Below are 13594 nucleotides of genomic sequence, written 5' to 3' on the forward strand. Positions count from 1 at the left end.
ATGTCGGTCACAGCAGCAACGGACTGGACGCACGTCCGCCCGCAGCCGAACTGGCTCATGCGCCTGTTCGACTGGAAGCCGTTCCTGGTCTTCATGTGCATGCTGCCGGCGGCGGGGCTGCTGCTGGTGTTCCTGACCTACCCGCTGGGCCTCGGCATCTGGCTCGCCTTCACCGACACCACCATCGGCCGCGGCGGGCAGTGGGTGGGCCTGGAGAACTTCGAGTACCTGTTGGAGGACCCGCTGTTCTGGAGCGCGGTGTTCTACAGCGTGTTCTACACGGCGGTGGCCACGGTCGGTAAGTTCGGGCTCGGGCTGTGGTTGGCGCTGCTCCTGAACAACCACCTGCCGTTCAAGAGCCTGCTGCGCGCCATCATCCTGCTGCCCTGGATCGTGCCGACCGTGCTGTCGGCCATCGCCTTCTGGTGGATCTACGACCCGCAGTTCTCGATCATATCCTACCTGCTCGTGGACAAGCTCGGTTGGCTGGACGGCTACATCGACTTCCTGGGCTCGGCTTGGCCGGCGCGGTGGTCGCTCATCGCGGCCAACATCTGGCGCGGCATCCCCTTCGTGGCGATCTCGCTGCTCGCGGGGCTGCAGACCATCTCGCCCTCGCTCTACGAGGCGGCGCTGCTGGACGGGTCCACCGCTTGGCAGCGGTTCCGGTTCATCACCTTCCCGCTGCTGCTGCCGATCCTGGCGATCGTGATGACCTTCTCGATCATCTTCACCTTCACCGACTTCCAGCTCGTCTACGCCATCACCCGCGGCGGGCCGGTGAATTCCACGCACCTCCTGGCGACGCTCGCCTTCCAACGCGGCATCCCCGGCGGGCAGTTGGGCGAGGGCGCGGCCATCGCCGTGTCCATGATCCCGTTCCTCGTCTTCGCCACGCTGTTCAGCTACTTCGCGCTGGCGCGGCGGAAGTGGCAGCAAGGAGAGGGCAATGACTGAAGCCGTGGCTACCGCGGAAGCCCGGCCGGCAGCGGCGAACACCGCCACCGTCGCGCCGGAGCAGATGTCCTGGGACAGCCGGGCACGGCGGGTGGTGACGGTGTACGTCCCCCTCGCCTGCTTCGTGCTGATCCTGCTTTTCCCGTTCTACTGGATGGCGGTCACCTCGTTCAAACCGAACGCGGAGCTTTACGACTTCAAGACCTACAACCCGTTCTGGATCGACTCGCCCACGCTGGACCACATCCGCAAGCTGCTGTTCGAAACGTCCTACCCGCGCTGGGTGTTCACCACCATGACGGTGGCGGTGTGCGCGACCGTGCTGTCCCTGTTCTCCAGCACGCTCGCTGCCTACGCGATCCAGCGTCTGCGCTTCAAGGGCAGCCAGTACGTGGGCCTGGCGATCTACCTCGCCTACCTCGTGCCGCCCTCCATCCTATTCATCCCGCTGGCGACCATGGTGTTCCAGCTCGGGCTGTTCGACAGCCCGCTGGCGCTGATCCTGGTTTACCCGACCTTCCTGGTGCCGTTCTGCACTTGGCTGCTGATCGGCTACTTCAAATCCATCCCCTACGAGCTGGAGGAGTGCGCGCTGATCGACGGGGCGACGAGGCTCCAGATCCTGACGCAGATCACCCTGCCGCTCGCGGTGCCAGGCCTGATCTCGGCCGGCATCTTCTCCTTCACGCTCTCCTGGAACGAGTTCATCTACGCCCTCGCCTTCATCCAAAGCAGCGAAAGCAAGACGGTGCCCGTCGCCATCCTGACCGAACTGGTCTCGGGCGACGTGTACCAGTGGGGCGCGCTGATGGCGGGATCGCTGCTCGGCTCCCTGCCGGTGGCGATCTTCTACTCGTTCTTCGTGGACTACTACGTGTCGTCGCTCACCGGCGCGGTGAAGGAGTAGCGGGGCTACAGGCGTTGCTTCTGCTGGGCGATGTAGCCGCGGTTCCAGGTCGGCGTGAGCCAGATCTCGTTCACGCAGACATGCGGCGGCAGGGAGGCGATGTGCCGGATCATGTCGCCCACGTCCTCGGGCTGGAGCATCCGGTCGAGGTCTTCCTGGCTCAGCGGGTTGGGCCGCTTCTTGAGGATCGGCGTGTTCACCTCGCCGGGCAGCAGGGCGCAGCTCCGGATGCCGTTGGCGCACTCCTCGACATTGATGCTGTGGCTCATCGCCACCACGCCGTGCTTGGCCGCGACGTAGCCCGGCCCGCTCATCGGCCCGATGTTGCGGCCGGCCATGGAGGCGGTGTGGATCATCACCCCGCCGCCCTGGGCGCGCATGATCGGCAGCACCGCCTGCGCGCAGTAGAAGGCGGATGCCAGGTTGTTGGCGATCAACTCGTCCACCCCGGCCGGCGTCAAGCGGCTCCAAGAGCGGTCGGTGATGTTGCCGCCGGCGTTGCTGACCAGGATGTCGAGGCCGCCGAGCTCCTCGCCGATCCACTCGGCCACGGCGCGCACCTGGTCGGCCTTCGCCAGGTCGGCGGGGCGCACATGGGCGGTGCCGCCCGTGGTGCGGATGCGCCCGGCAACCTCGGCCAGCGGCGCTTCTCGCCGCCCGGTGAGCACCACGACGACCCCGGCCTCCACCAGCTTGAGCGCGGCGCTCTCGCCGATGCCGCTGCCCGCGCCCGTGACCCAGGCGATCTTGCCCCGCAGATTGTCCATGGCACGCTCCTCCCGATCCAGGGGACGCCGAGCCTACCAGCGGCCCGGGCCGTTGCCACCATGACCAGGGGAGGATGAGGGACGCATGGCGCGCTTCAAGATCGTCACGCCGGCCGGCGCGAGCTTCTCGGTCCATGGCGGCGGTTATGCCTACGAGAGCGAGGCCTTGGAGGGCCTGGATGCCGAGATCGCCGAGGCGCCGATGGACGAGGCTGGCTTCATCGCCGCCGCCCGCGACGCCGACGCGATCTACGCCAAGGGCATTGCGATCACCAAAGGTATCATCGATTCGCTGGAGAAGTGCCGCGTCATCGCCCTCGCCAGCGTCGGCGTGGACTCGGTGGACGTGAAGGCGGCCACGGCGCGCGGCATCCCGGTGACGAACGTGCCGGACACCTTCATCGAGGAGGTGGCGGACCACGCCATGTGCCTGCTGCTCGCGGGCTTCCGGCGCCTGGTCGAGCAGGACCGGATGGCCCGCGACGGCCGCTGGCGCGAGGGCCGGCCGGCGCTGCTGACGATCCCGCGCCTCATGGGCCAGACCCTCGGCTTCATCTCCTTCGGCCGGGTCGCGCGCGCGGTGGCGAGGCGGGCGGCGCCCTTCGGCCTGCGCATGGTGGCCTACGACCCCTTCGTGGAGGAGATGCTGCTGTCCGAGCACGGGGTGCAGCCGGCCACGCTCTCCGAGGTGCTGACCCAGTCGGATTTCGTGTCCATGCACGCCCCCGCGCGGCCGGAGGTCCACCACATGGTCAAGGAGCAGCACTTCCGGCAGATGAAGCCGAGCGCCGTCTTCATCAACACCGGCCGCGGGCCGACGGTGGACGAGGCGGCGCTCATCAAGGCGTTGCAGGAAGGCTGGATCGCCCACGCCGCGCTGGACGTGCTGGAGACGGAGCCGCCCTCTCACAACAACCCGCTGCTCAGCATGCAGAACGTCACGTTGACAGCCCACGTGGCCTCCGCCTCCGCGCGGTTCGACGAGGCGCGGAAGCGCCGGGCCGGGCACGAGATGGCGCTGGTGCTCTCCGGCAAGTGGCCGATGAGTTGCGTGAACCCCGCGGTCCTGCAATCCACCACGCTTCAGCGCTGGCAGCCCATCGGCATGGGCCGCGGGCCGAACAGCTAGGAGGAGGAGCGGAACCATGCCCAGCAAGATCGCCGTCGTCACCGGCGCCGGCTCCGGCGTCGGCCGGGCCGCGACCCTCGCCCTCCTCGCCGACGGGTGGACGGTGGCGCTCGCCGGCCGGCGCGCCGACGCGCTGGAGGAGACGATCGGCATGGCCGGCGGCGACGCCAAGGCGCGCGCCCTGGCCGTTCCGACTGACGTGGGCGACCCCAAGGCCGTGGAGGCGCTGTTCGCCACGGTGCGCGACCGCTTCAAGCGCCTTGATTTCCTGTTCAACAACGCCGGCGGCAACGTCCCCGGCACGCCTTTCGAGGACCTCGCCTACGAGGACTGGGCGCGCGTGGTCCAGGTGAACCTCACCGGCTCCTTCCTCTGCGCCCAGGCCGCGTTCCGGATGATGAAGGAGCAGCAGCCGCAGGGCGGGCGCATCGTCAACAACGGCTCCATCTCGGCGCACGTGCCGCGGCCGGACTCGGCGCCCTACACCTCCACCAAGCACGCCATCACCGGCCTGACCAAATCCGTCTCGCTCGATGGGCGGAAGTACGACATCTGCTGCGGCCAGATCGACATCGGCAATGCCGCCACGCCCATGACCAAGCGCATGCAGCAGGGCGTCAAGCAGGCCAATGGCTCCATCGAGGTGGAGCCGACCATGGACGTGGCGCATGTGGGCAACACCATCGTCACCATGGCCAACATGCCGCTCGACGCGAACATCCAGTTCGTCACCGTGATGGCGACGAAGATGCCCTTCATCGGCCGCGGGTGACGTAGCCCAGCGCCAGGTCGCGCTCGACGGCCTCGGCGGCCCTCATCGCAGGGTCGCCGAAGCCGCCGCCGCCCGAGGTCTCCAGCCGGACGCGGTCGCCCTTCCGCAGCGGCACGTTGTCGGCCTTGGACGGCAGGCCGCTTTCCTGGCCGTCCCTGACGAGGACCAGCCGCCCCACAGCCGCCGGCAGGCCGCCCGCCAATCCGTAGGGCGCGTGGACAAAGCGGTCCATGTTGGCGGTGAAAAAGCACTCCGGGCTGTCCACGCGCCACTCCCGCACCAGGCCCAGCCCGCCCCGGTGCCGGCCGGCGCCGGCGGAGTCCGGCAGCAGGCCGTAGCGCGTGATCGTCAGCGGCGTCTGGCTCTCGATCATCTCGACCGGGATGTTGCTGTTGTTGTGCATCCCGCTGGCGAAGGCGTTGACGCCGTCCTTCGCCGGGTGGCCGCCAGAGCCGCCGATCTCGATTTCCACCAGCACGTCCCGCCGCCCGTCCTCGGCCACGGTCTGGAAGGTGCAGACGTAGGAGTTTCCGTAGTAGGCCGCCGGGATGCGGTCCGGCACGGCTTGGTGCAGCGCGCCGAACATGGCGTTCAGCAGCCGGTGGGTCGCGGCGATGCGGTGCGCCACAGGCGCGGGATGGCGCGCATTCACCACCGTCCCCTCCGGCGCGACCGTGCGGATCGGGCGGTAGCAGCCGGCGTTGGGGGCGAAGGGCTCGTCGCAGGCGCACATCACGGCGAACATCACCGCGGCGTTGCTGCTGGCGAGCGTCGCGTTCACCGGCCCCCTCGCCTGAGGCGAGCAGCCGGACAGGTCCACCGCGATCGCGTCGCCGGCCACGGTGAGGGCCACGTGCAGCCTGATCGGCTCGCCGAGGTCCACGCCGTCGTCGTCCAGGAAGTCCTCGAACTCGTAGGTGCCGTCCGGCATCCGCGAGATGGCGCTCCGCATCGCCGCCTCGCTCATGTCGAGGATGCGGGCGCCGGCCTCGACCATTTCAGCGGCGCCGTACCGCCCCGCCAGCCGCCGCAGCGCCGCGGCGCCGACCTCCAGGCTGGCGATCTGGCTCTGGAGGTCGCCCGCCAGCAGGTCCGGTTTGCGCACGTTCTGGAGGATCATCGCCCAGACGCCCTCGTTCCGGCGGCCGTCCTCGATGAGCTTCACCGGCGGGATGCGCAGCCCTTCTTGGAAGATCTCGATGGCCTTGGCGGCGTAGCTGCCGGCCGCGAGCCCGCCCACGTCGATGTGGTGGCAGAGCGTGCCGACGAAGGCGAGGCGCTCGCCGTCGTGGAACACCGGCTTGAAGGCCACGATGTCCGGCAGGTGCTGCCCGCCGCAGTACGGGTCGTTGGTGACCACCACGTCCTCCGGCCCCCACCGCGCCGGGTCCACGTGCCGCTCCAGCAGCTCGCGCAGCAGGTGCGACATGCTGTTCAGGTGGCTGGGGATGCGCGCCGACTGCGCCAAGTTGTTCCCGTCGGCATCGAACACCGCCGTCGAGTAGTCCAGCAGCTCCCGCACGATGGTGCTGCGGCTGGTGCGCCAGACGGTCGCGTCCATCTCCGCCGCCGCGGCGGTGAGGGCGTTGCGGATCACCTCGATCTCGATGGGCCCGAGCGACGGCACGCGCGTTCCCTCCTAACCGCGGCGGGCGACCAGGGCGCCGGCCGCGCCGAGGCGCGCCGTCCACCCGGCCCCGATGAAGTGCGTGGCGAAAGGCTCTTCCACGATGGCCGGCCCTTCGATGCTGTCGACCGGCGCCAGCGCGTCGCGGTCCCAGATCGGCAGGTCGCGCCAGCCTTCCCCGTCGAAGACGCGGCGGTGCCCTTTGAGGGCGGGGCGCGCCGCCGGGGCCGGGGGCGCGTCGTCCGGCTTCGGCAGCAGCCCGACCGCCTTGACCCGCAAGGTGACGATCTCCACGGCGCCGTCCGGCTCCGAATAGCTGAACCGTTTCTTGTGCACGGCGTGGAAGCGCGCGACCAGCGCCTCCAACCCGGCCTCGCCTGTGCAGGGCGCCCCGTCCCACGGCACAAGCAGTTCGAAGGCTTGCCCCCGATACCGCATGTCGGCCGCCGCCTCGAAGCGGCGGGGCGCCGCCTCCACGCCGTCGCTTTCCAGCGCCGCTTCCGCCGCAGCGCGCAGTTCGCCCAGCAGCGCGGTGATCTCAGCCACGCTCCCGTGCTCCGCCGGCAGCACGCGCGACCGGGCGAAGTCCCGCGCGATGTCGCCGAACAGGATGCCGTAGGCGGAGAGCGTCCCGGGCTCGCGGGGGAAGACCACCTCGCCTATGCCCATCTCCGCCGCCACCTCCGTCGCGTGCAACCCGCCCGCGCCGCCGAAGGAGAGCAGGGCGAAATCCCGCGGGTCGAGCCCCTTCTCGAACAGCGACAGGCGCACGGCGGCGCCCAGCGCCGCGTTCGTCACCGTCAGGATGCCCTGCGCCGCCCGCTCCACCGGCAAGCCCAACGCGTCGCCGACGCGCGCCGCCACCGCCTGCCGCGCAGCCTCGATGTCCAGCCGCATGGCGCCGCCCAGGAAATACTCCGGGTCGAGGCGGTTCAGCACGAGGTTGGCGTCCGTCACGGTGGGCTCCGCGCCGCCGCGCCCGTAGGCCACCGGCCCGGGATGCGCGCCCGCGCTGCGCGGCCCGACGGTCAGGCGTCCGCCGGAGTCGACCGACGCGACGGAGCCGCCGCCGGAGCCGATGGTCCGCATCTCCACCATGGGCAGCCGCACCGGCAGGCGGTCCACTTCGCCCTGCGTGACCACGCTCACCCTCCCGTCCTGCACCACCGACACATCGAAGCTGGTGCCGCCCATGTCCACCGCGACCAGGTTCGGGCGTCCCAGCAGCCCGGCGATCCGCGCCGCGGCCAACGTCCCGCCGGAAGGGCCGGACAGCAGCAGCCGCGCCGGCTGCTCGGCCGCGACCGCCGGTCCGCACACGCCGCCGTTCGACTGCACCAGGAACACCGCCGGGTCGAACCCGCCCTCGCCCAAGCGCGACCGCAACCGGTCGAGGTAGGCGCGCACCACCGGCATCAGGAGGGCGTTGAGCACGGTGGTCGAGGAGCGCTCGTATTCGCGCAACTCCGGGCTCACCTCGCTCGACAAAGACACCGGCACGTCCGGCATCGCCTCCGCGATCAGCGCCTTGAGCCGCCGTTCGTGCGCCGGGTTGGCGTAGGCGTGCAGCAGACACACCGCGACCGCCTCCACGCGCGCCTCCCCCAACCGCTGGACGAGGGCGGGCACCGCCGCTTCGTCCAGCGGCAGTTCCGCCGTGCCGTCCGCCCGCATCCGCTCCGGCACGCCGAAGCGCAGGTCCCGCGGCACCAGCACCGGGAAGGGGTCGGGGTCGAGCTGGTACAGCTCGCGCCGGACGTGGCGGGTGATCTCCAGCACGTCCTCGAAGCCGGCCGTGGTCAACAATGCGCCGCGGGGGAGGCGCCGCTCCAGGACGGCGTTGGTGGCGATGGTGGTGCCGTGCAGCAGCAGGCCGACATCAGCCAGGGCAAAGCCGAAGCGCTCCGCGGCTTCGGCCACCCCGGCCATGAGGCCGCGCGACGGGTCATCCGCCGTGGTCGGCGTTTTCCAGGCCCGCACCGCGCCGGCACGGGAATCGAACACCTGCAAATCGGTGAAGGTTCCACCGACATCAACCGATACGCGAACGAGCCGGGACTTGTTCATACCCGGGATCGATCCTGGGAACCCAATCGCGTCGGCACGGAGCCCGCTCGCCGTATGTTTACGCTCATTCTGCTTCCCAACTGGTACGTCTGCGCATCTTCAATGCAACAGTTTCGCTTCCATTCGGCGGGTTTGGTGGCATCCTCCCCGTCGGGATCGGCTGTTGCGAACGCCCGAGGAGAGCCGACGCCGTGCTGATCGCCGAGACACCGTTCGGGCTGAAGGTCCGCGTCCCGGAAACCCCGGACGAGGACGCGTCCTACCCGAGCGTGGACCGCCCATCGGAGGTCGCGGCCGCTTACGAGCGCGACGGCTACGTCGTCCTGCGCGGCTTGGTGCCGCCCACGCTCTGCGACGCCGTCCGCACCGCCTTCGACGGCGAGGTCCGCCGGTCCGGCGCGCCGATCCTGCGGCAGAAGAACATGCGCTACGAGGCCAACGCCTTCGACGCCGACGGTTTCCTCTCCAACCCGATCTTCAACGTCCAGGACTTGGAAACCCGGCGCTTCGGCCGCTTCAAGCGCGCGGCGCTCGACGTGCTGACCCATCCGGCCGTCGCCGCGGCCACCGGCTCGGTGCTCGGCGTCCCGCGCACCAAGCTGATCCAATCCATGTTCTTCGAGGCGCCGGCCGGCACCTGGGCGCACCAGGACAGCTACTACCAGGACAGCGCCGACGGGCTCGGCGGCGGCGTCGCCGGCTGGTTCGCGCTGGAAGACGTGGACGCCGGCGCGGGGCGTTTCTACGTCGCCTCCAGGAGCCACGTCGCCCTCCCGCCGCTGCGCAACGAGGGCGAGTTCGGGGTCGCTCTCGGCCACGACCGCTACAAGCGGGCCGTGGTCGAGGCGGTGCGGAGCGCGGGCCTCGATTGCAGCGCGCCGCATTTGCGGAAGGGCGACGTGCTGCTTTGGAGCTCCCTCTTGGTGCATGGCAGCCTGGAAGCCCTGCGCCCCGGCGTGTCGCGCGCCTCGCTCACCGCGCACTACCTCGCCGAGAGCGCGGAGATGCTCCAGTTCCACGCCCGCGTCCGCAAGCTCGACATGACGCGGCACAACGGCATGGCAGTCGGGCTCCTGCACAACCAGGACCGCTTCCGCAACCGCGTGGTGCGGCAGGTGGCGTGGCGGGCGCCGGGCCTCTTCGGCGCCGCCCGACGGGCCGCCATCCAAGCGGTCCTCGCGGCCAACCGCCTCCGTGGCGCCGCGGCGGCAGCGCCGGCCGCGGCGGCGTCCGCCGTGCCCGGCCACGATGCGTCCCGGCCCGCCGGGCAAGGCGGTTAGCCTCCGGGCGCCCCGGACGGAGTCGCCGGGGGCGTGGCTCGCCGCCCTCCCGGCGGCGCCCGGCCGCGACCGGGAGCCGCCGGCCCCCGGCCCGCGCCGCGCTAGCCCCACGCCCGCGGCAGCCACAGCGCCAGTTCCGGGAACACCATCAGCAGCGTCACCGCCACGAGGTAGGCGGCGAGGAACGGCAGCACGCCCGCGAACATGTCGGTGATCGGCCCGCCGTCGCGGCGCATGCCTTGCAGCACGTACATCACCGTGCCGTCGGGCGGGCTGATCTGCGCGATCTCCACCAGCATCGTCACCACCACGCCGAACCAGATCGGATCGTAGCCGAGCGCGGTGACGATGGGGAACACCACCGGCACCGTGGTGATGATCATGGAGAAGCCCTCCATGAAGGTGCCTAGCGCGAGGTAGAGCGCCAGGATGCACGCCATGACCGCCCAGGGCGGCAGCGGCAGGTCCGCCATGAAGGCGGCCAGGGTCTGCGGCACGTTGACCGTGGTGAGCACGTAGTTCAGCAGGTAGGCCGCCAGGACGATGAGGCCGAGCAGGGCCGTGTTCCGCGCCGTCGCCTCCGCGCTCGCGTTCAGCAGCCGGAACGAGAGTTTGCCCTCGAAGGCGGCGAAGACGGCCGCGCCGACCGCTCCCAGGGCCGCCGCTTCCGTCGGCGTCGCCCAGCCGGCGTAGATCGAGCCGAGCACCAGCAGCATCAGCGCCAGGGTCGGCAGCAGGTCCGCGAGCGCCCGCAGCTTGAGGGCGAACGGCACCGGCGCCGGGCGCTCCGTGGGCCGCGCCAGCCCGTGCGCCAGGATCACCAGCACGAACAGCCCGGTGACGAGCAGCCCCGGCAGCAGCGCCGCCACGTAGAGCGCGCCCACCGAGGTTTCGGTGATGAGCCCGTAGACGATGAAGGTGATGCCCGGCGGGATGAGGTTGCCGAGCGCCCCGCCGGCCGCGAGGGAGCCAAGCACCATGCGCCGACTGTAGCCCGTGCCGGTGAAGTAGGGCAGCGCCACCGAGCCCATGGTGGCCGCCGTCGCCACCGAACTGCCGGAAATGGCCGAGAACATAGCGCAGGAGGCGATGTTGGTGTGCAGCAGCCCGCCCGGCAGCCGGTTCAGCCAAAGGTTCAGCGCGCGGTAGAGCCGGTCGGACAAGCCGGCTCGCAGCAGGATATCGCCCATGAGCAGGAACAGGGGCACCGCGACGAGGACGAAGTTGCTCGACGGCCCCCAAAGCGTCTGCCCGGCGAAGTCCCACCAGGGCCGGTCGGAGAACACCAGCCCGACAAGGACGCCGAGCAGCCCCAGCACCGCCGCCACGTGGACGCCGGCGCCGAAGAAGACGACGAACACCGCCGTCAAGGCGAGGATGGCCCCGACCGGCACCTCCTGCCCGCCCGCCGCCGCCACGGCGAGCGAGACGCCCAGCAGGAGCAAGAGGACGACGACGGCGATCACGCCGGCCCGCGCCCTTCGGCGGCCTCGCGCGCCATCGCCGCCGCCTCCAGCGCTTCCGCTGCTTCGTCGTCCACGGTGCGCGGCCCGAGCAGCCGGTCCACCTCCGCCGGCCGCCCGACCAGCAGCAGCGACGCACCTTCCGCCGCCAGCACCAGCACGGCGAGGCAGAACGCGGCCAAGCCGAAGAACCAAACGCCCTGCGGCACCGCGAGCGGAACGCGGAGCGCGCTGTTGTCGTGGGCGTCGAACAGCAGGCTCTCGTCCACCAACGACCACGCGGCCCAGGCGCAGAAGAACGCGAAGGCGCCGAGCAGCAGCAGCGCGAGTAGGTGCAGGACGGCGCGGAGGCGCAGCGGCAGCCGGTTCACCCAAACGTCCACGCGGATGTGCGCGCCACGCGTGAGGGCGTGCGCCAGGGCCCAGGCGATGCCGCCGGCCAGCATGTAGCCCGTGACCTCGACGGTCGCGGCCGAGGACACGCCGAGGAGGTTGCGCCCCAGGACGTCGGCGGTGATGAAGAGCGCGCAGGCGATGTAGTTCCAGCCGGCCAGGTAGGCCATGCCGGCGGCCAGCGCGGACACGCCCCGGCGCAAGGCGCCCGCGAGCCGCGGCAAGGCCGGGAGGTCGGCGCCCTCCCCGCTCACCCGCCGAAGCGCACCCGGGCGAGCGGCGCGACCGTCTGGTTGAACACCTCACCGCAGCGCGCGCCGCACCGCTTGACGAAGCCCGGCAGCACGGTCTTCTCCAGGATCTCGCGGAGCTGCGCCCGGTCGGCGTCCGTGCCGTTCACCTCCGTCATCGGCCGCGCCGCGAGGGTGTGGATGCGGCACCCTTCCGCCTTGCCGATGGCGCAGTCGATGCCGTCCCGCGTCGCCGCGTCGCCCAGCTCCCAGAGCTTGTCCGACATCTCCTTGAAGGTGCCTTCGAGGAAGGCCCGCACCTGCGGGTCCTGCCGGTTCCACCAGTTGATGTTCACCATGTAGCCCGCGAGCGCCCAGGAGACCGGCAGGTTGGAGATGTGGGTCGTCACCTCCGGCCAGCGCGCCGCCACGCCGCTGCCGGTTCCGGTCACGGCGCAGTCCACCACGCCCCGTTCCAGCGCGCTGTAGACCTCGGGGAAGCCGATGGAGACCGGCTGCGCGCCCAGCGAGTTGACGAGGTCCACCAGGCTGTTGCCGAAGGTGCGGACCTTGCGCCCGCGCAGGTCGGCGAGCGAGGCGAAGGGCTGGCGGCAGAACACCACTTGCGCCGGGAAGGGGTAGATGATGACCAGCCGCGTCCCGAACCGCTCCAGGTCGCGGTTCACCACCGGCATCATGGCGTCGGCGATCCGCCGCGCCGTGCCGATGCCGGGCGCCAAGCCGGCGAGGTCGACGCCGTCCATGATCGGCACGTCCCCGGACAGCGTGGTCAGGGTGCTGGCGCCGATGTCGGCTTGCCCCGAGCGCACCAGCCGCACCAGCTCGGTGCCGGACAGGTTGCGTTCGGCGTGGCTCGCCACCGTTCCCTCGATGCGGCCGCCGCTCCGCTCGCGCAGCATGTCGCGCAAGTACGGCATGTCCACGCGCGTGAACTGCGGCTGCGTCGGCAGCGGCTGCGTCACCGAGACGATGGAAACCTTCGGCCCCGGCGGGAGGCTCGTCGGCATCTGCGCCGACGCGGCGCCCAACGGGAGGCCCAAGGGCAGCAATGCCGCGCACGTCGCGGCGGCGAAACCGCGCAGCAGGGAACGAAGCATGGAAGCCACCCCTCTCGTCACCGGGACCGTTGCGACCCAGGATGCCACGCCGCCGGCCCGCGGCCAGCCCTGCCTTTCACGGAATCGCGCGACCTGCTTGCCGCCCTGGCGAAAACGCGGACGATGCATGCCGGGACTGCCCTTTCAGAGGGCAGCAAGAGAAAAGGAGGAGCGCCCATGGCGTCCCCGGCGTCCGAGCAACACCCGATCCGCATCGAACCCGAACCGCGGCGCGTGCGCGTCATGGCCGGCGGCCATGTCATCGCCGAGACCAAGCGGGCGTTGAGCCTGCGCGAAGCCTCATACCCGCCCGTGCTCTACATCCCGCGCGAGGACGCCCGGATGGACTTCCTGCGCCCAAGCGTCCACCGCACCCATTGCCCCCACAAGGGCGGTGCGTCGTACTTCAGCCTCTGCCTGCCCACCGGCCTCGAACCCGACGCGGTCTGGAGCTACGAGAACCCCTTCCCCGCCGTGGCGGCCATAGCCGGGCACTTGGCCTTCTACCCGAACCGGGTCGACGCCATCCAAGTCGGCTGAATCCGACGCCGGGAACGCTGGCGTGGTCGCAACGGACGAGGCACGCCCGGCGCGGGCCGTGCCGCTTGTCCGGCAAGGCCGTGGCGCGATTGCGAAGGGCGACCGGCCGCCGCAACCCGGCTCGGCCAGCGGTGGGACGGGTGGCGCCGGAGGCGTAGAGGAGCCTGCTCCGGCGGGTGCGGACACGGCCGGGGGCGCGGCGAAGGGCGCGGCGGTCGGTTCCGCCTGCTGCCTCATCGGCAACCGCGTGGCTTCTTCGGACAAAAGCCGTGTTCTGCGTTCAGGCGCCGCGTAAGCGCCGGGCGCGGAGACGGCACTTGATTATAGGAATATATGCAGGCAAC

12 protein-coding genes are annotated in these 13594 nt (G+C 70.8%); 6 read left to right on the forward strand and 6 right to left on the reverse strand.

Features of this window, described 5'->3' with window-relative positions; genetic code table 11:
• Together ABD067_RS03830 and ABD067_RS03835 are read left to right on the forward strand one after the other, a co-directional pair.
• Entirely contained in the window at positions 1 to 957 is a 957-nt protein-coding gene (locus ABD067_RS03830; RefSeq protein ID WP_343893836.1) for a carbohydrate ABC transporter permease, read from the forward strand.
• On the forward strand, positions 950 to 1864 hold the full coding sequence (locus tag ABD067_RS03835; RefSeq protein WP_343893837.1) for a carbohydrate ABC transporter permease: 915 nt from the start codon (positions 950 to 952) through the stop codon (positions 1862 to 1864). Before ABD067_RS03830 ends, ABD067_RS03835 begins: the two co-directional genes overlap by 8 nt.
• A gap of 5 nt (positions 1865 to 1869) precedes the next feature.
• Here the strand turns inward: ABD067_RS03835 and ABD067_RS03840 are convergent, their stop codons facing one another.
• Positions 1870 to 2631, reverse strand: a complete 762-nt coding sequence (locus tag ABD067_RS03840; protein WP_343893838.1) for an SDR family oxidoreductase — start codon at positions 2629 to 2631, stop codon at positions 1870 to 1872.
• Between the two features lie 85 nt (positions 2632 to 2716).
• Between ABD067_RS03840 and ABD067_RS03845 the strand changes: the two genes are divergently transcribed.
• On the forward strand, positions 2717 to 3760 hold the full coding sequence (locus ABD067_RS03845; protein ID WP_343893839.1) for a C-terminal binding protein: 1044 nt from the start codon (positions 2717 to 2719) through the stop codon (positions 3758 to 3760).
• A 16-nt stretch (positions 3761 to 3776) separates the two neighbouring features.
• Positions 3777 to 4532: an SDR family oxidoreductase gene (locus ABD067_RS03850; RefSeq protein WP_343893840.1), complete on the forward strand. Its 756-nt coding sequence runs from the start codon at positions 3777 to 3779 to the stop codon at positions 4530 to 4532.
• Here the strand turns inward: ABD067_RS03850 and ABD067_RS03855 are convergent.
• The gene (locus tag ABD067_RS03855) at positions 4516 to 6159 is read right to left on the reverse strand and encodes a hydantoinase B/oxoprolinase family protein (RefSeq protein ID WP_343893841.1); all 1644 of its coding nucleotides are present in this window, start codon (positions 6157 to 6159) and stop codon (positions 4516 to 4518) included. The genes ABD067_RS03850 and ABD067_RS03855 overlap by 17 nt on opposite strands.
• 12 nt (positions 6160 to 6171) lie before the next feature.
• Positions 6172 to 8226, reverse strand: coding sequence for a hydantoinase/oxoprolinase family protein (locus ABD067_RS03860; RefSeq protein WP_343893842.1), 2055 nt, complete (start codon positions 8224 to 8226; stop codon positions 6172 to 6174).
• Positions 8227 to 8417: 191 nt separating this feature from the next.
• Between ABD067_RS03860 and ABD067_RS03865 the strand changes: the two genes are divergently transcribed.
• The gene (locus ABD067_RS03865; protein ID WP_343893843.1) at positions 8418 to 9506 is read left to right on the forward strand and encodes a phytanoyl-CoA dioxygenase family protein; all 1089 of its coding nucleotides are present in this window, start codon (positions 8418 to 8420) and stop codon (positions 9504 to 9506) included.
• A gap of 101 nt (positions 9507 to 9607) precedes the next feature.
• Here the strand turns inward: ABD067_RS03865 and ABD067_RS03870 are convergent, their stop codons facing one another.
• The 3 genes from ABD067_RS03870 to ABD067_RS03880 are packed head-to-tail and all read right to left on the reverse strand — an operon-like array spanning position 9608 to position 12710.
• On the reverse strand, positions 9608 to 10972 hold the full coding sequence (locus ABD067_RS03870) for a TRAP transporter large permease (protein ID WP_343893844.1): 1365 nt from the start codon (positions 10970 to 10972) through the stop codon (positions 9608 to 9610).
• Positions 10969 to 11616 carry a TRAP transporter small permease subunit gene (locus tag ABD067_RS03875; protein ID WP_343893845.1) on the reverse strand — a complete coding sequence of 216 codons (648 nt, stop codon included), beginning with the start codon at positions 11614 to 11616 and terminating at the stop codon, positions 10969 to 10971. The genes ABD067_RS03870 and ABD067_RS03875 overlap by 4 nt, the downstream gene beginning before the upstream one ends.
• On the reverse strand, positions 11613 to 12710 hold the full coding sequence (locus tag ABD067_RS03880) for a TRAP transporter substrate-binding protein (RefSeq protein ID WP_343893846.1): 1098 nt from the start codon (positions 12708 to 12710) through the stop codon (positions 11613 to 11615). Before ABD067_RS03880 ends, ABD067_RS03875 begins: the two co-directional genes overlap by 4 nt.
• Positions 12711 to 12887: 177 nt before the next feature.
• Between ABD067_RS03880 and ABD067_RS03885 the strand changes: the two genes are divergently transcribed.
• Positions 12888 to 13250, forward strand: coding sequence for a DUF427 domain-containing protein (locus ABD067_RS03885; protein WP_343893847.1), 363 nt, complete (start codon positions 12888 to 12890; stop codon positions 13248 to 13250).
• Positions 13251 to 13594: the final 344 nt, after the last annotated feature.

Source organism: Craurococcus roseus, assembly GCF_039523795.1.
GTDB lineage: Bacteria > Pseudomonadota > Alphaproteobacteria > Acetobacterales > Acetobacteraceae > Craurococcus > Craurococcus roseus.